General features: G+C 72.2%; 19 protein-coding genes and 1 riboswitch. Of the genes, 12 read left to right on the forward strand and 7 right to left on the reverse strand.

The window, feature by feature from the left end; all coding sequences use genetic code 11:
- Positions 1–36: 36 nt before the first annotated feature.
- Positions 37–699: a thiamine phosphate synthase gene (thiE, locus tag HMPREF2833_RS05610; RefSeq protein ID WP_070636901.1), complete on the reverse strand. Its 663-nt coding sequence runs from the start codon at positions 697–699 to the stop codon at positions 37–39.
- A gap of 132 nt (positions 700–831) precedes the next feature.
- Positions 832–954: riboswitch (TPP riboswitch) on the forward strand.
- Here thiE and thiO point away from each other — a divergent pair.
- The 4 genes from thiO to moeB all read left to right on the forward strand — a co-directional run bounded on the left by thiO (position 945) and on the right by moeB (position 4799).
- Positions 945–2216 carry a glycine oxidase ThiO gene (thiO, locus tag HMPREF2833_RS05615; RefSeq protein ID WP_070636903.1) on the forward strand — a complete coding sequence of 424 codons (1272 nt, stop codon included), beginning with the start codon at positions 945–947 and terminating at the stop codon, positions 2214–2216. Its footprint overlaps the riboswitch before it by 10 nt.
- Positions 2213–2566: a sulfur carrier protein ThiS gene (thiS, locus tag HMPREF2833_RS05620; protein ID WP_371441073.1), complete on the forward strand. Its 354-nt coding sequence runs from the start codon at positions 2213–2215 to the stop codon at positions 2564–2566. The genes thiO and thiS overlap by 4 nt, the downstream gene beginning before the upstream one ends.
- 2 nt (positions 2567–2568) lie before the next feature.
- Entirely contained in the window at positions 2569–3543 is a 975-nt protein-coding gene (locus tag HMPREF2833_RS05625; RefSeq protein WP_070636907.1) for a thiazole synthase, read from the forward strand.
- Entirely contained in the window at positions 3540–4799 is a 1260-nt protein-coding gene (gene moeB, locus HMPREF2833_RS05630; protein ID WP_070636909.1) for a molybdopterin-synthase adenylyltransferase MoeB, read from the forward strand. The genes HMPREF2833_RS05625 and moeB overlap by 4 nt, the downstream gene beginning before the upstream one ends.
- A gap of 243 nt (positions 4800–5042) precedes the next feature.
- Here moeB and HMPREF2833_RS05635 read toward each other — a convergent pair whose 3' ends face one another.
- From HMPREF2833_RS05635 to HMPREF2833_RS05645, 3 genes are read right to left on the reverse strand one after another with little or no spacing between them, the layout of a single operon-like run.
- On the reverse strand, positions 5043–5687 hold the full coding sequence (locus HMPREF2833_RS05635) for a LutC/YkgG family protein (protein WP_070636911.1): 645 nt from the start codon (positions 5685–5687) through the stop codon (positions 5043–5045).
- Positions 5684–7669 carry a LutB/LldF family L-lactate oxidation iron-sulfur protein gene (locus HMPREF2833_RS05640; protein ID WP_070636913.1) on the reverse strand — a complete coding sequence of 662 codons (1986 nt, stop codon included), beginning with the start codon at positions 7667–7669 and terminating at the stop codon, positions 5684–5686. Before HMPREF2833_RS05640 ends, HMPREF2833_RS05635 begins: the two co-directional genes overlap by 4 nt.
- Positions 7666–8508, reverse strand: coding sequence for a (Fe-S)-binding protein (locus HMPREF2833_RS05645; protein WP_035885182.1), 843 nt, complete (start codon positions 8506–8508; stop codon positions 7666–7668). The genes HMPREF2833_RS05640 and HMPREF2833_RS05645 overlap by 4 nt, the downstream gene beginning before the upstream one ends.
- Positions 8509–8833: 325 nt before the next feature.
- Here HMPREF2833_RS05645 and HMPREF2833_RS05650 point away from each other — a divergent pair, with 325 nt between their 5' ends.
- Together HMPREF2833_RS05650 and HMPREF2833_RS05655 are read left to right on the forward strand one after the other, a co-directional pair.
- Positions 8834–10504: an L-lactate permease gene (locus HMPREF2833_RS05650; RefSeq protein ID WP_047978355.1), complete on the forward strand. Its 1671-nt coding sequence runs from the start codon at positions 8834–8836 to the stop codon at positions 10502–10504.
- Positions 10505–10589: 85 nt separating this feature from the next.
- Positions 10590–11333 (forward strand): FadR/GntR family transcriptional regulator, encoded by a 744-nt coding sequence (locus HMPREF2833_RS05655; RefSeq protein WP_070636915.1) that lies wholly within the window; start codon positions 10590–10592, stop codon positions 11331–11333.
- Between the two features lie 348 nt (positions 11334–11681).
- Here the strand turns inward: HMPREF2833_RS05655 and HMPREF2833_RS05660 are convergent, their stop codons facing one another.
- Positions 11682–12428, reverse strand: coding sequence for a response regulator (locus HMPREF2833_RS05660; protein WP_070636917.1), 747 nt, complete (start codon positions 12426–12428; stop codon positions 11682–11684).
- A gap of 23 nt (positions 12429–12451) precedes the next feature.
- Between HMPREF2833_RS05660 and HMPREF2833_RS05665 the strand changes: the two genes are divergently transcribed.
- The 3 genes from HMPREF2833_RS05665 to HMPREF2833_RS05675 are packed head-to-tail and all read left to right on the forward strand — an operon-like array spanning position 12452 to position 14189.
- On the forward strand, positions 12452–12658 hold the full coding sequence (locus tag HMPREF2833_RS05665) for a hypothetical protein (RefSeq protein ID WP_070636919.1): 207 nt from the start codon (positions 12452–12454) through the stop codon (positions 12656–12658).
- Positions 12655–13854, forward strand: a complete 1200-nt coding sequence (locus tag HMPREF2833_RS05670) for a sensor histidine kinase (RefSeq protein ID WP_246829084.1) — start codon at positions 12655–12657, stop codon at positions 13852–13854. The genes HMPREF2833_RS05665 and HMPREF2833_RS05670 overlap by 4 nt, the downstream gene beginning before the upstream one ends.
- The gene (locus tag HMPREF2833_RS05675; RefSeq protein ID WP_019310028.1) at positions 13851–14189 is read left to right on the forward strand and encodes an MGMT family protein; all 339 of its coding nucleotides are present in this window, start codon (positions 13851–13853) and stop codon (positions 14187–14189) included. Before HMPREF2833_RS05670 ends, HMPREF2833_RS05675 begins: the two co-directional genes overlap by 4 nt.
- A gap of 50 nt (positions 14190–14239) precedes the next feature.
- Here the strand turns inward: HMPREF2833_RS05675 and HMPREF2833_RS05680 are convergent, their stop codons facing one another.
- The gene (locus tag HMPREF2833_RS05680; RefSeq protein WP_070636923.1) at positions 14240–15211 is read right to left on the reverse strand and encodes a phosphoribosylaminoimidazolesuccinocarboxamide synthase; all 972 of its coding nucleotides are present in this window, start codon (positions 15209–15211) and stop codon (positions 14240–14242) included.
- Complete coding sequence (purD, locus tag HMPREF2833_RS05685) at positions 15208–16569, reverse strand: phosphoribosylamine--glycine ligase (RefSeq protein WP_070636925.1); 1362 nt, start codon at positions 16567–16569, stop codon at positions 15208–15210. Before purD ends, HMPREF2833_RS05680 begins: the two co-directional genes overlap by 4 nt.
- A 70-nt stretch (positions 16570–16639) precedes the next feature.
- Here purD and HMPREF2833_RS05690 point away from each other — a divergent pair, with 70 nt between their 5' ends.
- The 3 genes from HMPREF2833_RS05690 (at position 16640) to HMPREF2833_RS05700 (ending at position 18436) form a co-directional block, all read left to right on the forward strand.
- Positions 16640–17641, forward strand: coding sequence for an asparaginase (locus HMPREF2833_RS05690; RefSeq protein ID WP_070636927.1), 1002 nt, complete (start codon positions 16640–16642; stop codon positions 17639–17641).
- Positions 17642–17654: 13 nt separating this feature from the next.
- Positions 17655–18014, forward strand: coding sequence for a sterol carrier family protein (locus HMPREF2833_RS05695; protein WP_070636929.1), 360 nt, complete (start codon positions 17655–17657; stop codon positions 18012–18014).
- A gap of 80 nt (positions 18015–18094) precedes the next feature.
- A complete protein-coding gene (locus HMPREF2833_RS05700; RefSeq protein WP_070636931.1) occupies positions 18095–18436 on the forward strand; it encodes a DUF2273 domain-containing protein in 342 nt (113 codons plus the stop codon).
- The last annotated feature ends 3 nt before the right edge of the window (positions 18437–18439 follow it).

The following is an 18439-nucleotide window of genomic DNA, read 5'->3' on the forward strand; positions in this document are numbered from 1 at the left end:
CCCCCGGGGCGACGACGCGTCGTGCCGCCTCCCTGCTCAGGCGGGCAGCGCGTCCCGGAGTTCGCGCGCGGCGGCGGTGACATCGGCGGCCTCGGTGACCGCCCGCACCACCACGATGCGCGAGGCCCCGGTGCCGAGCACGGCGGGGAGCCGGGCGGCGTCGACACCCCCGATCGCGAAGAACGGCGTGTCCCCGGCGTGCTCCGCGGCGTAGCGGGGCAGCTCCAGGCCCACCGCGGCCCGTCCCGGCTTGGTGGGGGTCTCCCAGACCGGTCCGGTGCAGAAGTAGTCGAGCCCGGGATCCGCGAGCGCGGCGTCCACCTGGGCGGGCGAGTGGCACGAGCGGCCGAGCACCACGTCAGGGCCCAGCACCGTGCGGGCCTGCTGCGTGGTGAGATCCCCCTGGCCCACGTGGAACACGTCCGCGCCGGTCAGAAGGGCCACGTCCGCGCGGTCGTTCACCGCGAAGAGCTTGCCGTGCTCACGGGCGACCTCCGCGAGCACCTCGATGGCCTCGATCTCCGCGGCCGCCTCGAGCGTCTTGTCCCGCAGCTGGATGATGTCCGTCCCACCCTCGTACGCGGCGTGCAGGAACTCCCGCAGGTCACCGCGTTCCCGCCGCGCGGTCACGCACACGTAGAGCCGTGCGTCCCGCAGCTTCTCTCGGCGTCGTCGTCCCTGGTCCTCGATGCGTGCCATGCCGCCATCGTGGCACGAACCGGCACTGGGCGCGCGGCGAGCGATCTGCTCCCCGCGAATTCCCCGGGGACGGGGGCCACGGGGAGGACTAGACTGGCGGCGTCGTCCGGCCGCCACCCACCGCGCCGTCCGACGAGCTCCACGGGAGCCCGCACCCGTCCGCACGGACCACCGCAGCGGGCTGAGAGGGCGTGAGCCGCCGACCGGTCACCTGATGCGGATCATGCCGCCGGAGGGAGGAAGAGATGCCCGAGAACACGCCCGCCCACGTGGTAGTGGCCGGGGCCGGTCTGATCGGCCTGGCCACAGCGCTCGAACTGCGACGCCGCGGGGCCGCCGTCACCGTGGCCGATCCCCAGCCCGCGTGGGGCGCCACACGCGCCGCCGCGGGGATGCTGGCGCCCGTCGCGGAGACCCAGTACGGCCAGGAGCGGCTCTACCCCCTGATGCGCGCGTCCGCCGAGGAGTACCCCGGCTTCGTGGAGCGCGTGGCCGCGGCCACGGGACTCGCCACGGGATACCGCACCGAGGAGACGCTGGTGGTCGCCGCCGACGCCGCGGACGCCCGGTCCCTCTCCGACCTCGCCTCCCACCAGATCGCCTCGGGCATGGACGTGGAGGAGATTTCCACGCGCGAGGCCCGCTCCATGGAACCCGCGCTTGCCCCCAGGCTCGGGGGTGCCGTGCGCATTGTCTCCGACCGTCAGGTGGACCCGCGGATGCTGGCCGCCGCCATGGTCGAGGCCCTCAACGCACCGCACGCCGAGACGCTCGAGGGCGCTGCGGATGCCGGCCCGGCCACCTGGCTGACCCACCGGGTGGAGTCGGTGCAGGTCCCCCGCAAGGGCCCCCGCAGGGTGGAGGGTGTGCTCCTGGACAACGGTGAGAGGATCCCCGCGGACGCGGTGGTGGTGGCCTCGGGGCTCACGGCCAACACGATGGGCGGGCTGCCCGAGGACCTGGAGCTGCGGCTGCGACCCGTGTTCGGTGACATCCTGCGGCTGCGCGTCCCCGACTCCGTGCTGGGACCCGGTGAGGAGCACCTGCTGACCCGCACGGTGCGCGCCCAGGTCATGGGCCGCCCGGTCTACATGGTCCCGCGCGTGGACCGCACCCTGGTGGTCGGTGCCACCAACCGCGAGGACGGCCGGGAGTCGGTGCTGGCCGGAGGCGTCCACCAGCTCCTGCGGGACGCCCGCGCGGTGGTTCCCGCGATCGACGACTGCGACGTCCTGGAGATGATGGCCCGGGCCCGCCCGGGCACCCCGGACGACCTCCCCTACCTCGGGACCACCTCCGCGGCCGGGCTGGTGATCAGCACCGGGCACTTCCGCCACGGCATCCTGCTGACCCCGGTGGCCTCGCGTCTGGCGGCGGAGCGCGTGACCGGGATCCTGGACCCCGCCGTGGACCACCAGCGGGACGTGGAGTTCCTCGCCGCCACGGATCCGGGGCGGCACTCCCGCCCGAACGACGACCTGCACGACACCACCGACTTCTCGGGAGGACTCGCATGAGCGCCCCTGCACCGCACACACCAGAGGCCGGCGCCGAGCCCGGTTCTCCGGACACCGGAGGACCGGTGCCCGCCACTGGCGAGCCTCCCGCACCGCGGCACCACGCCGGTCCGGGCACCGCGAGCATCAACGGCTCCCCTGTGGAAGTTGGAGAGGGGTTCACCCTCACCGATGCGGTGGCCCAGCTGACCGGCCGGGAGATCACCCCCCAGGGCACCGCCGCGGGCGGGCACCCCCTGGGGATCGCCGTGGCCGTGGACGACACCGTGGTCCCCCGCTCCCTGTGGGCCACCACCGCCGTGGCACCGGGGCAGTCCGTGGAGGTCGTCACCGCGGTGCAGGGAGGCTGAGCATGACGGACACGGATCTGGGCACAACGCCGCTGACGGTGGCCGGGGTGGAGCTGACCTCACGGCTCATCATGGGCACCGGCGGTCTCACGGACCTCGCCATGCTCGAGCGCGCCCTGCTGGCCTCCGGCACCGAGCTGACCACGGTGGCCCTGCGGCGCTTCTCCCCCGGGCCGTCACGGCCGGGTGCCACCTCCGTTCCCGGTGGCTCCGGAGCGGGGGCGGACGGAGGCGCCCCGCACGGAACGGGAGGCAGCCGCGGGACGGGAGGAGCGGCGTCGTCAGGGGCGCCGCAGGACAGCCTGTACGGGATCCTGCGCCGCCACGGCATCCGGGTGCTGCCCAACACCGCCGGGTGCTACACGGCCCGGGACGCGCTGCTGACCGCGGAACTCGGACGCGAGGCGCTGGAGACGGACTGGGTCAAGCTGGAGATCATCTCTGACGAGGACACCCTGCTGCCGGACGGCGTGGAGCTGCTGGACGCCACCGAGAAGCTCGTGCGGCGTGGCTTCAAGGTCTTCGCGTACACGTCCGACGACCCCGTGCTCGCGCTGCGCCTCGAGGACGCCGGGGCCAGCGCCGTGATGCCCCTGGGTGCACCGATCGGTACGGGACTCGGCATCCTGAACCCCCACAACATCGAGCTGATCGCCTCGCGTGCCGGCGTGCCCGTGGTGCTGGACGCCGGCATCGGCACGGCGTCCGAGGCGGCGCTGGCCATGGAGCTCGGGTGCGACGCCGTGCTGCTCGCCTCCGCGGTGACCCGCGCCCAGGACCCCGTGGCCATGGCGCACGCCATGAAGCACGCCGTGCAGGCTGGTCTGCTCGCGCGCGGCGCGGGACGCATTGCACGCCGAACCCATGCTCTGGCCTCCTCGCCCATGGCCGGCCGAATCGGTGCGGGCGAGGACGCCCCCCGCGGGGACTGGCCCGCCCGGTCCGTGGCCGAGGCCGCGGGGGACGTCACCCGATGAGTGCTCCCTCCCCGTTCGACCCCCTGGTGGAACCGGCCGCAGACCTCACCCGCGAGGAGCTCGAACGGTACTCGCGCCACCTCACGCTTGCGCATTTCGGCCCGGAGGGACAGCGTCGGCTCAAGAACGCGCGCGTGCTCGTGGTCGGCGCCGGCGGCCTGGGCGCACCCGCACTGCAGTACCTCGCGGCCGCCGGTGTGGGAACCCTGGGCGTCGTGGACGACGACGTCGTGTCCGTCTCCAACCTGCAGCGCCAGGTGATCCACACCGTGGCGGACGTGGGACGGCCCAAAGTGGACTCCGCCGCGGACGCCGTGGCCCGCCTCAACCCGCTGGTCACCGTGCGGACCCACGACACCCGGCTCAGCACCGGGAACGCCCTGGAGATCCTGGGGCATTACGACCTGGTGCTGGACGGCGCGGACAACTTCGCCACCCGCTACCTCGTGGCGGACGCCGCCGAGCTCACCGGGATCCCCGTGGTGTGGGGCTCCATCCTGCGCTTCGACGGCCAGGTCTCGGTGTTCTGGGCGGGCCGCGGACCGGTGTACCGGGACCTCTACCCGGAGGCTCCCCCGGCCGGTTCCGTCCCCTCGTGCGCGGAGGGCGGGGTGCTGGGCGTCCTGCCCGCAACCATCGGCTCCGTGATGGCCACCGAGGCCCTCAAACTCCTCACCGGCCTGGGCGCGCCCCTCGTGGGCCGGGTCCTTGTCCACGACGCGCTCGCCCAGACGTGGCGAACCCTCACCGTCCTGCCGGACCCGGAGCGCAAGCCCGTGACCGACCTCTCGCAGGTCTTCGTGGCGTGCGGCCTTCCCTCCCCCGGCGACGACGCGGCGGACCGCGGGGACGTCTCGCCCGCTGCCCCCGAGGCCGGGGTGGGCACCCCGCCGGCCGCACCGAGCGCCGTCGAGACCGTGGACGCCACCGAACTCGCCCGGCTGCTGGAGGCCCGCGAGCGCGGCGAGACCGCCTTCACGCTCGTGGACGTGCGCGAGGACTGGGAGCGGCAGCTGGTCTCGATCCCCGGATCCGTTGCGGTGCCCCTGGACCGGCTGCTCGCCGACGGCGTGCGGGCGCTGCCCGCGGGCACCGAGGGGGACGTTGTCCTGCACTGCAAGGCCGGGGTCCGCTCAGCTCGGGCCCTCGCGGCCCTGCGAGCCGACTATGCCCTGCGGGAGGACGACCTCAAGCACCTGGACGGTGGCATCCTCGCGTGGATCGAGGACGTGGACCCCTCGCAGCCGCGCTACTGAGCAGTGCAGGGGCCACGCGCCGCGAGCGCCTTGTTCCCCTCCCGCACCTCACCAGCCTGGCGCACCGTCAGCACCGCCCTGCGTCCACGCAGAAAAAAGTGCAGATATTGCCATCTACCGGTTGGTAAATGGCAATATCTGCACTTAATCCCTCGGGGTGAACCTGGGCATCAGCTCGTGGGTGGGTCCCCCGGGGCGGGGCCCCGGGGCGCTGCTGCGCGGGCCCGTCGACCGGTCAGACCGTCAGCCCAGCAGGATCACGTCCAGCGTGCGCGGCCCGTGGACACCTTCCACGCGCTCGAGCTCGATGTCCGACGTGGCGGACGGGCCCGAGATCATGGTGGTGGGCGCGGTGGGTTCCACGCGGGCCATGGCCTCGGGGATCAGCTCCACCACGGAGTCCAGCGGCACGACGCAGATGTGGTGGTCCGGCACCAGGGTGATGGCGCGGCGGCCCTCGTCCGGGCGCCCGGACAGGAAGATGGTGCCCGTCTGCGCGCATGAGACCGTGGAGGAGGTCACCACGGCGTCCACCCGGTTGAGGTCCCGCACGGTCAGCGCGGAGGCCTTGCGACCGTCGTTGGGATCCACGATGGCCCGGCGCGCCGCGGTCTCCTCCGGGAGCAGCGCGGTGTCCAGCCCCTCGGGGATCACGTAGCGCGCGGACGCCCCCAGCTGCGTGGCGATGCGCTGCGCCACCGTCCCCGCCGTCTCCCGGTACACGTTGGCCTTGTAGTCCAGCAGCCGGTCCTCGAGCATGTCGACGATCTCGTCGCGCGAGAGCTCCGAGGTGTGCCGGTAGTCCCGGGGGACCTCGGGGGCCTGCGGACGGTCGGAGAGCGCGCCGTGGAGCCGCTCCAGGATCTCGGTCTTGGCGTCCGCGCTCATGCCTGCTCTCCGTTCTGGTCCCCGCGCTCGGCGTGGCCGTTGGGGGCGTCGATGTTGTCCTCGTGCGGATCGCCCGTGGCCTCCTGCTGGCCCCCGGCCACGGCGTCGGGACCGGCACCCGGGGTGGCCGCGTCGTCGCCCGTGCCGGCGGCGGTCTCCGCCACACGGGAGGCCTTGGCCGCGTCCTCGGCCGCGGGAGCGTCCGGGATGGCCGACGCCGCCGCGCTGCCCTCCGCGCGTTCGTCACCGCTGCGCTGCAGGCCGGACGCCGCCGGGGCACCGTCGCGTGCGAGGCGCTCGTCGGTCTCCCCCTCGTGCTTCTTCCACCAGTTGCGGAAGGACTCCTTGGGCGGTTCGGGGATGTCCCGCTCGTCGGTCCAGCCGCCCACCATGCCGGGCAGCCAGCCGATGGCGTGGTCGCGGCCCGCCACCAGTCGGCCCATGGGCAGCCCGCGCTCGACGAGCGACATCCGCTGACCGGAGGACATCACGAAGGACGCGCCCTTCATCATCGCGTCCATCTGCGTGGGCAGTCCTCGGGAGGGGACGGCCCGGCGCATCCGGCGCCCGGCGCGGCGCGCCCGCGAGCCCAGCTGGGACAGGGATCCCTCGGAGGGCGCCGAGTCCTGACCGCCCTGGCCCTCGTCCGCGGTGAGGGACTTCTCCTCGCGCCAGTCATCGGCGCCACCCACGGCCGGGTCCTCGGTGGCGGGAGCCGGTTCGGCCCGGTCCACGCGCTCACCGTGCTGGGTGCGGATGTCCTCGTCCCGCAGGTGCACCAGGATGTCCGGGATGTTGATCTTCACGGGACACACCTGGTAGCACGCACCGCACAGCGAGGACGCGTAGGGCAGGGAGGCGTTCTTCTCGGACGTGATGCCCGTGAGCTGCGGCGAGAGGATCGCCCCGATGGGACCGGGGTAGGTGGAGCCGTAGGAGTGGCCACCCGCGTGCTCGTACACCGGGCACACGTTCAGGCACGCCGAGCAGCGGATGCAGTGCAGCGCGGAGCGCCCCTTGGGGTCCGAGAGCACGGCGGAGCGGCCGTTGTCCAGCAGCACCACGTGGAAGTTCTTGGGGCCGTCCCCCGGGGTCACGCCCGTCCACAGGGAGGTGTACGGGTTCATGCGCTCACCCGTGGAGGAGCGCGGGAGGAGCTGGAAGAACACCTCGAGGTCCTGGTAGGTGGGCAGCAGCTTCTCGATGCCCATCACGGTGATGAGCGTCTCGGGGAGGGTGAGGCACATGCGGCCGTTGCCCTCGGACTCCACCACGGACAGGGTGCCGGTGTCCGCGATGCCGAAGTTCGCGCCGCTGATGGCCACCTTGGAGGTCAGGAACTTCTCCCGCAGGTGCTGCCGGGCCGCCTCCGCGAGGACTCGGGGCTCGCTCGTGAGCTCGTCCGTGACACCGGGCATCTCACGGCTGAAGATCTCGCGGATCTCCTCGCGGTTCTTGTGGATCGCGGGCACCAGGATGTGCGAGGGCTTGTCCCGCCCCAGCTGCACGATGAGCTCGGCCAGGTCCGTCTCCGTGGCGGTGATCCCGTGCTCGGAGAGGTGCTCGTCCAGCCCGATCTCCTGGGTGGCCATGGACTTCACCTTGATGACGTCCGTGGTGTCCTGCTCCTGGACCAGGCGCGTCACGATGGCGTTCGCCTCGTCCGCGTCCCGGGCCCAGTGGACGACGCCGCCGCGTGCCGTCACGTTCGCCTCGAACTGCTCGAGCAGCTCGGGCAGGTGCGCCATCACGGTCTCCTTGATGGCGGAGCCGGCGTCGCGCAGCTCGCTCCAGTCCGGAACCTCCCCCACCACGCCGGCGCGCTTGGCGCGGATGGTGTGGGTGGCGTGCCGGATGTTGGCCCGCATCTGCTCGTTCTGCAGCTCTTTCTTGGCGGCCTTGGGGAACGCCACCTGCGCGTGCAGGTTGCCCTGCCCGTGCACGGGGCGCACTGCGGGCATGCCGAGGGACGTGACGCTCATCGAGTGGCTCCTGCCGTGGTGGCCGGGCTCGCCGAGCGGCGGCCGGGCTGGGGGATGGACAGCTCCACGGGACCCTCCACGTGCAGCGGGTTGGACCGGGTGGACGCGAGGATCTCCGCGAAGTGGACGGTCTGGACGTCCACCTTGCGCTTGGAGGCGGCTCCGCCCAGGTGCATCAGGCAGGAGGCGTCCCCGCCGGTGCACAGCGAGGCGCCGGAGCCGCGTATGTTGTCGAGCTTGGCGTCCGCCATGGCACCGGAGACGTCCGGGTTCTTGAAGGAGAAGGTGCCGCCGAAGCCGCAGCACTCCTCGGCGTCCGGCAGCTCGTGGAACTCGATGTCCGCAACGGAGCGCACGAGGTCCTTCTGGCGGTCCCCGAGCCCCAGCAGCCGCATGCCGTGGCACGAGGGGTGGTACGTCACGGGGTGCGGGAAGTACGAGCCCAGCTGCTCGGCGGCGTCGGTCACGCCCAGCACGTCCACGAGCAGCTCGGAGAGCTCGTACGTGTTCCCGGCGACCATCTCGGCGTCCTCCGCCAGGGCGTCCTCACCGCACTCGCGGGCGACCATGGGCTGCTGGTGGCCCAGGGAGGCCACGCACGAGCCGGACGGTGCCACGGCGACGTCGTAGTCCACGCTGGTGAAGGCGCGCACGTGGTTGCGGATGACCGGCACGGCGTCCTGGAAGTACCCGCTGTTGACGTGCATCTGCGAGCAGCAGCCCTGCCCCTGGGGGAACACGACCTCGTGCCCCAGCCGCTCCAGGATCCGCACGGTGGCCAGCGCCACCTTGGGGTACATGGCGTCCACGATGCACGTGGCGAAGAGCGCGATTCTCATGTGTGTGGTCTCCCAACCGTCTGCGCCGGTCATGCTGTGCCCCGGTCCATCTCTGTGGCCAGACCAGGCTACGCCCGTGAGTCCGGTCACAACAACGCGCAACCCACCCCGGGACAGTTCACCGCAGGGGCACGTGGGGCCCGCACCCGCGGGTGCGCGACTCCTTCACCGTGTGACATGGATCATGTACGCTGTGTGGTCGGACCACTGTGGTCTGACCACTCATCGTACGACCCGTCCCGGACACAACGCACACCGCCCGCCGGGACCGCCCCCTCGATCCGGGAACCACGGTTCCGATCCGGCCCCACCCCTTGGAGAACCCGTGAACACATTCACCGCCGCCACCGATGCCGTGGCGGGCAGCGTGGGCTGGTCAGCCCTGGTCGGCTGCCTGCCCCTGCTGACCTTCTTCGTGATGCTGCTCGCCTTCAAGGCGAGCGCCTACGTGGCGGGGCTGACCTCGCTCGCCGTGGCCCTGCTCGTGGCGGTCTTCGGCTTCGGCATGCCGGCCCAGCTCGCCGCGCTGACTGCCACCCAGGGCGCCGTCTACGGCCTGTTCCCCATCGTGTGGATCGTGGTCATGGCCCTGTGGTTCTACCAGGTGACCGTGCTGTCCGGCCGCTTCGAGGACCTGCGCACGATCTTCGACACCATCGGCGGCGGCGACCTGCGCATCCAGGCCATGCTGATCGCCTTCTGCTTCGGCGGCCTGCTGGAGGCCCTCGCCGGCTTCGGTGCTCCCGTGGCCATCACGGCCACCATGATCCTGGCGCTGGGTCTCAAGCCCCTCAAGACGGCCACCCTGGTCCTGATCGCCAACACCGCCCCCGTGGCCTTCGGCGCCATCGCCATCCCCATCACCACGGCCGGCACCCTGACGGACCTGGATCCCGCGCACATCGGCGCGGTGGTGGGACACCAGGCCCCGTTCTTCGCGTTCGTGGTTCCGTTCTTCCTGCTGATGATCGTCGACGGCGCCCGGGGCCTCAAGCAGGCCTGGCCCGCCGCGCTGGTGGTGGGCGGCAGCTTCGCCGTGGCCCAGTGGTGGTGCGCCACCCACTTCTCCTACGAGCTCACGGACGTGGTGGCCTCGCTGGTGGGCCTCGCGGCCATCGTGGTCCTCATGCGCTTCTGGCGGCCCAAGGGCGCGGAGGAGGTGCGCGCGGACCTGGGCGTCACCCGCCCCGAGAACGCGGCGGTGCTCACGCCGGCACGCGTGTGGATGGCCGTACTGCCCTACGTGCTCGTGGTGGTGGTCTTCGGGATCGCCAAGCTCTGGACCGCGGGGGTCAGCATCCCCAAGGCCCTCGCCTCCACTGACGTGAAGATCCCCTGGCCCGGCCTGCACGGCCACCTGGTCAACGCCCAGGGGGACCCCATCTCCGGGACCGTCTACACGTTCCAGTGGCTCTCGAGCCCCGGAACGCTGCTGCTGTTCACCGGCCTGGTGGTGGCCGTGGTCTACGCCGTGTTCAACCACCACGGCACGTTCCGCCTGAACATCGGCGACGCCCTGGCGGAGATCGGCCGCTGCTTCTGGAAGATGCGCTTCTCCGCCCTGACCATCATGTCGGTCCTGGCCCTGGCCTACGTCATGAACTTCTCCGGCCAGACCCTGGCGATCGGCACGTTCGTCGCGGGACTCGGCGGGGCGTTCGCCTTCTTCTCCCCCGTGCTGGGCTGGGTGGGCACGGCCGTGACCGGATCGGACACCTCCGCCAACGCCCTGTTCGCCAACCTGCAGAAGACCGCGGCCCTGGGCTCCGGGCTGGACCCGTACCTGATGACCGCGGCGAACACGTCCGGCGGTGTGGTGGGCAAGATGATCTCGCCCCAGTCCCTGGCCATCGCGTCCTCGGCCGTGGGGATGCAGGGCAAGGAGTCGCAGATCTTCCGCTCCGTGCTCCCGTGGTCCCTGGGCATGCTGCTCGCGCTGTGCTGCCTGGTGTTCCTGCAGTCGAACGTGCTCGCATGGATGCTGCCGGCGGCCTGAGACGGCCGAGTACAGTGAACGGTCTCGGCCCGCCACCGCAGCTCGCGGTGGCGGGCCATCGCACGTCAGGATCCGGGGAGGAACCATGAGCACTGCACCCGCCTACACGGTGGTGCTGGACTGGCTCGAGCAGCAGCTGCGCTCGGGAGGTCTGCGCGTGGGCGACAAGCTGCCCGCCGAGCGCGCCCTGGCCGAGGACTTCGGCATCTCGCGGGCGTCGGTGCGGGAGGCCGTGCGAATCCTCGCCGCCATGGGGCTGGTGCGCACCGCCACCGGATCGGGTCCGCAGTCCGGCGCCACTGTCATCTCGGATCCCTCGGCGGCCCTGGGCTGGGCGCTGCGGATGCACATCGCCACCCGCTCCCTGCCGGTGGCAGACGTGGTGAGCACCCGCATCCTGCTGGAGACGCAGTCCAGCCTGGACGCGGCGTCGTCGGAGACCGGGGAACGGGACCGCGTGCTCGCGGAGGCCGAGCAGATGCTGGACCGCATGGAGGACCCGGAGGTGGGGAACGAGGAGTTCCACGCCCTGGACGCCCAGTTCCACCTGCACCTGGCCTCGCTGGGCGGCAACGTGGTGCTCGAGACGATCATGGCGTCGCTGCGGGAGGCCACGATCGGCTACGTCCAGGAGACCGTGGCGGCCACGTCCGACTGGCCGGGCATCCGGGAGCGGCTGCAGGAGCAGCACCGGGCGATCCACCGGGCCACGCGAGCCCGGGACGGGGAACGTGCAGCACGGCTGCTGCGTGAGCACATCATGTGGTTCTACGGACACGCACCGGATGCGGCCCGAGTCACGGAGCAGCCCGCGGGCCGCGGTCGCTGAACCGGAGGGAGCAGGGCACAGAAGAACCCCGACGCCCCCTGGTCGAAGGACGCCGGGGCCAGGCTCGTGTCTGCCCTGGACCGCTGACGCAGCGGGGATCCTCGGAGCTGCACGTGAGGTGATCCAGGCCTCACGGAACTCGTTCGGTCACACAGGGGACACGAGAACCCCCGCTGCGAACCCAGCGGTCCGCTCCGTCGGGGATGCGAACGCCGTACAACCGTCCGCCCCACCGGAGCGCGTGGACATCTCATCCGATGTCCACAAACCACTCTGCCGTACGAGGACCCCGAGCCACCATGGCCATTCGGCCAGACTTGCGCGCCGAAGCTGGGCACCGTCTGTGAATCACCGCGGCCCCGGGGCGGAGTCCGTGTCCAGCTCGGGGTGCACGAGACCCCACTGGATGCCGGAGATCAGCACCTGCACCCGGTCCCGCACGGCGAGCTTCTCGCACAGGTGGGACACGTAGGCCTTCACGCTGCCGTGGGACACGGTCATCCGCTCGGCGATCTCCGCGTTGTTGAGCCCCTTGGCGATCCACTCCAGCGTCTCCTGCTCGCGCGGGGTGAGCTTGGGCGCGCCGGGGTGCGGGCCCGGCGGCGGGGACATCGCCGCCTGGGTCAGGGCCCCACGGCCGCGTCCCCGCCGCACGGAGGGCACGGGGACGTCGCCCAGCACGTTGTTGGCCAGGGAGTTCGCCACGGACGGGGACAGGGCCAGCTCGTCGTCGCGGATCAGGGTCACGGCCGAGACGATGTCGTCGTGCCGGGCGTCCTTGACCAGGTAGCCGGAAGCGCCCGCGCGCAGCGCCGGAACCACGTACTCGAGGGTGGAGAACGTGGTCAGCGCCAGCACCCGGGTGTCCGGGCACTGCGCCACGATCTGGCGTGTGGCCTCGATCCCGTCCATCCCGGGCATGCGGATGTCCATGAGCACCACGTCGGGGGACAGCCGCAGACTCTCCGCGACCGCCTCGGCACCCTCGGAGGCCTCCCCCACGACCTCGAACCCCGGCTCGGCGCGGAAGAGGTTCGCGAGGGCGTCCCGCATGAGCGGATGGTCGTCCACCAAAAGAAGCCTGCACAAATCCATGAAACGATCATAAACTTGCGCACATGACTCAGTATTCGCAGGCTCTCGACGCCGCGGCCTCACCCGCCCGCCGCACCTCTCCTCTCCGCGCGGCCGCTGCCGCCGCCCTCGTGTTCTCCATGCTCTTCGCCTCCGCGGGACCCGCCCTGGCGGTCTCCTCCGGTGACTCGGTGCGCGGACCGGGCAGCGCGCTCTGCCGCTTCTTCCCCATTTACTGCAACCCCCGGTGAGTTCCGCCCCCGCCGTGACGGACGGGGTCCACATAGCACGGGGCGGTGGGCTGCCCAGCTGGCTGCGCATCGCCCTGGTGCTGTTCGCCGCGGTGGCGGCATTCGACGACCTTCACGCCTTGCACTGGGCGGAGCTGGATCCGACCACGGCCGCCCTGGTCTCGGCGTGGATCGTCCTGAGCTACGGCGCGGTCGCGCTGCTCGCGTGGTCCGCCGCGGCGAGCGCCCTGGCCATCGTCCCCTCCTACGCCCTGTGCCTGGTGCTGGACGAGTACTCCGTGGCCCTGCTGTGCGGGTGCGTGGTGATGGTCGGCGCCGTGGCCATGCTCGGCCGCGCGGCACTGGTCGCTCACCTTGCCGTGACCGCCGCCTGGGTGGCGGTGACGGCCTGGGTGCTGGAGAGCTCGGACTTCTTCTGGGCACTCGGCATCCCCCTGGGCATCGCCGCGCTGATCGGCGTGGCCGTGCGGTTCTTCCTGGGGCAGTACCGGCTCAACACCCGACGGCTCGCCGTCATGGAGGCCACGCACCAGCGGCTGAGGGAGCAGGAGCGGCTGGCCCTGGCACGCGACCTGCACGACGTCGTGGCCCACGAACTGACCCTCGTGACCATGCAGGCCGCAGGCTCCCAGCGGCAGACCGATCCCGCCGAGCTGCACCGCACCATCGACACCATGGACGCCGCGGCCCGCTCCGGGCTGACCGAGCTGCGCACGCTGCTGCACATCCTGCGGGACTCCCCCGGCGCCGATGACGCCGGGGAGGCCGCCGAGGATCGGGGCAGCGCCTCGGGCCTGACCACCGGTTCCCTGCACGGCGTGGTCCGGACCCTCGAGTCGAGCCTGCGCCAGGCGGGACTGGTGCCGGAGTTCGAGGTGGGCGAGGGCGTGGACGACATCCCCACGTCCATCCGCGGCACCGCGGCCCGGGTGCTGCAGGAGGCATCCACCAACATGATCAAGTACGCGCCCGCGGGGTCACCCTGCCTGGTGCGGCTGGGCGTGCAGGACTCTGCCGTGTGCATCCACACCCAGAACCGGGTGTCTCAGGGTGCCGCGGACCCGGAGCGCCACGAACTGGCCTCCGGCTTCGGTCTGCGGGGCATTAGGGAACGCGTGGCCCTGCTGAACGGCCAGGTGGACTACGGCCCGCAGAACCACGTGTGGCACCTGGACGTGCGGATCCCCGTCGCGTGAGCGGACCAGGCGCGGAGCAGACCCGCCGCGGTGAGGCTGCGGTCGGGGCCGTGCGCGGCGTCGTGCTGGGCATCCCGTCCGGGACCGTGCTCAGCTACGGGGACGTGGCCGAGCTGGCGCAGCTCGGAAGCCCCCGGCTGGCGGCGCGCATCATGAGCTTGGGCCAGGCCGGCGAGGACGTGCCGTGGTGGCGCGTGGTGCGGGCCGACGGCACTCTGCCGGACCGGCTGCAGATCGCCGCGCGAGGGCACTACGAGAGTGAGGGAACGGCCCTCAGAACCACCTCCGCGCACTGGGTGCAGGTGGACATGGCCCGCGCCCGCTGGAACGGCTGACGCCGAGGCCCGAGAGACCGACGCCGCTCTCCCCCGCCTGCGCGCGGGGCTCAGGCGTCGGCGGGGCCCGTCACCTCGAAGAAGCCGCCGCGGGGGTCGAACGCCCGACCCGTGAGCCGTTCGTAGGCCTCCACGTAGCGTTCGCGCGTCTTGACCACCACGTCCTCGGGCAGCGCGGGGACCGGCCCGTGGCCGTCCCAGCCGGAGGCGTCCGAGCGGAGCCAGTCACGCACGTACTGCTTGTCGAAGGACGGCTGGGAGCGGCCCGGTTTGTAGGTCTCCATGTCCCAGAACCGCGAGGAGTCCGGGGTCAGCACCTCGTCCCCCAGGGTGATGGCCCCGCGGTAGGAGTCCAGGCCGAACTCCACCTTGGTGTCCGCCACGATGATTCCCCGTTCACGGGCGATCCGCTCGGCACGCGTGTAGATCTTCAGGGAGAGCTCCCGCAGCCGGTCCGCCACGGAGTTGCCCACCACGTTGGCCATCTCCCGGTAGGTGATGGGCTCGTCGTGCTCACCCAGCTCGGCCTTGCCCGTGGGCGTGAAGATGGGCTGCTCCAGGCGGTCGCCGTCCTGCAGCCCCTCCGGCAGCTCGATCCCGCACACCGCGCCCGTGGCCCGGTAGTCCTTGAGCCCGGAGCCGGTGAGGTAGCCGCGCACGATGTTCTCCACGGGGAACATCGAGAGGTTCTTGCACACCACGGCGCGCCCGCGCACGGACTCGTGGACGTCCGTGGAGAGGATGTGGTTGGGGATCCCGTCCAGCTGCTGGAACCACCACAGGGACAGCTGCGTGAGGATCGTGCCCTTGTCGGGGATCGCGGTGGGCAGCACCTGGTCGAACGCGGAGATCCGGTCGCTCGCGACCACCAGCACGGCGCCCGCGCGGTACTCGGCGTCGTCGTGGATGGCGGCTCCCGTGGCCGCCAGGCGGGACTCGTCCGGAACGTACAGCTCCCGGACCTTGCCCGAGTAGACGTGCTTCCAGCCGGGGATCTCGCGGGGTGTGCCGTGCTCGCTCATGCCTGCTCCTCTGCCGCGTCCGCCGCGGGCCGTCCGTCCACCGCTGGTGCGTGCTCCGCCCCGGGGGACGACGCCGCCGGGGTCACCGGGGTCTCGATCCGCCCCTCGGACGCCGCGAGCGCGATGTCCGTGCGGTAGTGCGATCCGTCCAGGGTGATGTGCTCCATCCCACGATAACCGCGCTCCCGCGCCTGCCGCAGGTCCGCGCCGCGGGACACCACGGCGAGCACCCGGCCGCCGGCGGAGACCAGCTCACCGGCCTCGTTGCGGTCCGTGCCTGCGTGGACCACCCAGGTGTCCGCCTCGCGGGCGGCGTCCTCGAGTCCGGTGATCACGTCCCCCTTGCGCGGGGCACCGGGATAGTTGTGCGCGGCGAGCACGATCGTCACGGACGCCCCGGGCGCCCACTCGAGGGCCCGGTCCTCGTCGAGGCGTCCCCGGGCGGCGTCGAGCAGCAGCTGACCCAGCGGCGTCTGCAGCACGGCCAGGACGGACTGGGTCTCGGGGTCCCCGAAGCGCGCGTTGAACTCGATGACCCGTGTGCCCCGGGAGGTCACGGCCAGACCGCAGTAGAGCACGCCCGTGAACGGGGTGCCGCGGCGTCGCAGCTCGTCCACCACGGGGCGGGCCACGCGGTCCACGACCTCCTGGGTGAACCCCTCGGGCAGCCAGTCCAGCGGCGTGTAGGCGCCCATGCCGCCGGTGTTGGGGCCCTGGTCCCCGTCCCGCACGCGCTTGAAGTCCTGCGCGGGCTGCAGGGGCACCACGTGGGTGCCGTCGCTGAGCACGAAGAGCGAGACCTCGGGGCCGTCCAGGAACTCCTCCACGAGCACCGATCCGCCGGCGTCCAGGCACTCCCGGGCGTGCGCCTCGGCGCGGTCCCGGTCCTCCGTGACCACCACGCCCTTGCCCGCGGCCAACCCGTCGTCCTTGACCACGTAGGGCGCGCCGAACTCCTCGAAGGCCTCGCGCACCCGGGCGAGGTCCGAGGTGGCGACGGCGCGCGCGGTCGGGACACCGGCGGCGGCCATGACCTCCTTGGCGAACGCCTTGGAGCCCTCGATGCGGGCGGCCTCGCGGGACGGGCCGAAGACCGGGATCCCCGCCTCGGTGAGGGCGTCCGCGACACCGGCCACGAGCGGCGCTTCCGGACCGACCACCACGAGGTCCGCGGCCAGGTCCCGCGCGAGCGCCACGACGGCCTCAGGGTCCTGGGCGTTGAGCGGGTGCACGGGGACGTCCTGCGCGATCCCGGCGTTGCCGGGGGCCGCGTGGACCTCGCTGACGTGCGGGTCCCGCAGCAGGGACATGATCATCGCGTGCTCGCGGCCGCCTGGGCCCACCACCAAAACCTTCACGCGCTCAGCGTATCGGCAGGGGCCCCGACGCGGGCAACGGCGGCACCAGGCCCGCTGTCATACTGGGGCCATGCAGACTTTCAGCTCGGACCAGGCCGTCGAACTCGCGGTGGTGCAGCGCAGCGGATACGTGGAGTCCCGCCACAGCGGTTCCGCCGTGGTGCTCGCCCCGGACGGGTCCGTGGCGTTCTCCGTGGGCGCCCCGGAGGAGACGATCTTCCCCCGCTCCACGCTCAAGCCGTTCCAGGCCATCGCCTCCATGAAGGCCGGGGCGGCGCTGCGGGGCGAGCAGGTGGCGATCGCGGCGGCGTCGCACACCGGGACGTTCGACCACCTGGATGCCGTGAGCTCCATCCTGAAGGCCGCAGACCTGGGCCCCGAGGCCCTGCAGTGCCCGCCGGACTGGCCCGAGGACGAGGACACCCGCGCGTGGCTGATCCGCACCGAGCGCGGCAAGAACCGGATGTGCATGAACTGCTCCGGAAAGCACGCGGCCTTCCTGCTCGCGTGCGTGACCAACGGCTGGCCCACGGACTCCTACCTGGAACCGGCCCACCCGCTGCAGCAGCTCGTGGTGGAGACCATCGAGGAGTTCTCCGGCGAGACCGTGGCCCACCTGGGGGCGGACGGCTGCGGGGCGCCGCTCACGGCCATCTCCCTGACCGGTCTGGCGCGCATGTACTCCACCCTGGGCCGCGCCGCGCGCAACATCCAGGCGGACGCCCGCGCCGCCACCGTGGCCACCTCCATGCTCGACTACCCCGAGTACGTCCAGGGTCCGGGCCGCTCCAACACCGTGGTCATGGAGGAGCTGGACGTCATCACCAAGCTGGGCGCCGAGGGCGTGCTGGGCCTCGGCACCCGCTCCGGCTGGTCCGTGGCCATCAAGATGCTCGACGGCTCCTCCCGCGCCAACTCCCTGGTGGGCCTCAACCTCCTCGTCCACGCGGGCGCCATCTCCCGGGCCGACGCCGACCGCGTCCTCGCGCGCGTCACGCACCCCATCACCGCGGCGGGGCAGCCGGTGGGCGCCATCGAGCTCGCCCAGCCGCTGCTCGACCTCATGGCCTAAGGACAGCCCTGGCATGCGACGCAGGATCGACCCCGCGGACGGCTCCCTCGCGCTCGCGCGCTGGCGCCGGGACCCCGAGAACGCGGACCGCAGGACCACCGCCACCGCGGTGCGCTACTGCCTCGAGGAGCTCGGCTCCCGGGCCGAGGGCAACTCCGTGGAGGTGCGTGTGCCGCCCTTCGGCGTGACCCAGTGCGTCCCCGGACCACGGCACACCCGCGGCACCCCGCCCAACGTGGTGGAGACGGACGCGGCCACCTGGCTGGCCCTCGCCACGGGCGCCGAGACCTGGGCGCACGCGGTCGCGGAGGGGACCGTGGCGGCGTCGGGAACCCGCACGGACCTCAGCGCGTGGCTGCCGCTGTTCGGGTGACACCAACTCCCAGCGGATCGCCAGCCCGCCCTCAGCGGGCTCGGCGCGCGGTCCCCGGAACGCGAGATAGCCTGGAGACCATGAGTTCCGCGAGACCCGAAACCCCCGACCGCCAGCCGCCGTCCGTGTCCCGGACACAGGAGGTGACGGTGCGCCGCGCCCCCAACCTCCTGGCGTTCGTGGCCACCGGCGCCGCGGTCGGCGCCCTCGTGGGGCTCCTCGTGGGGGCGCTCGGCCCGGGCTCGATCGCCTACACCCGCGCCGCGATCATCGGCTTCTTCCTCATGATGTTCCTGATCCTGGGCGCCACCCTGGGTGCCGTGGTGGGCCTGCTGCTGGACCGGGTCTCGTTGAAGCGCTCACGGAACGCGTCCGCCGAGGTCGAGGACGTTCACGAAGGCGGGCACCGCACGCACTCGTGAGAC

It is taken from the genome of Kocuria sp. HMSC066H03 (assembly GCF_001812045.1).
Lineage (GTDB): Bacteria > Actinomycetota > Actinomycetes > Actinomycetales > Micrococcaceae > Kocuria > Kocuria rhizophila.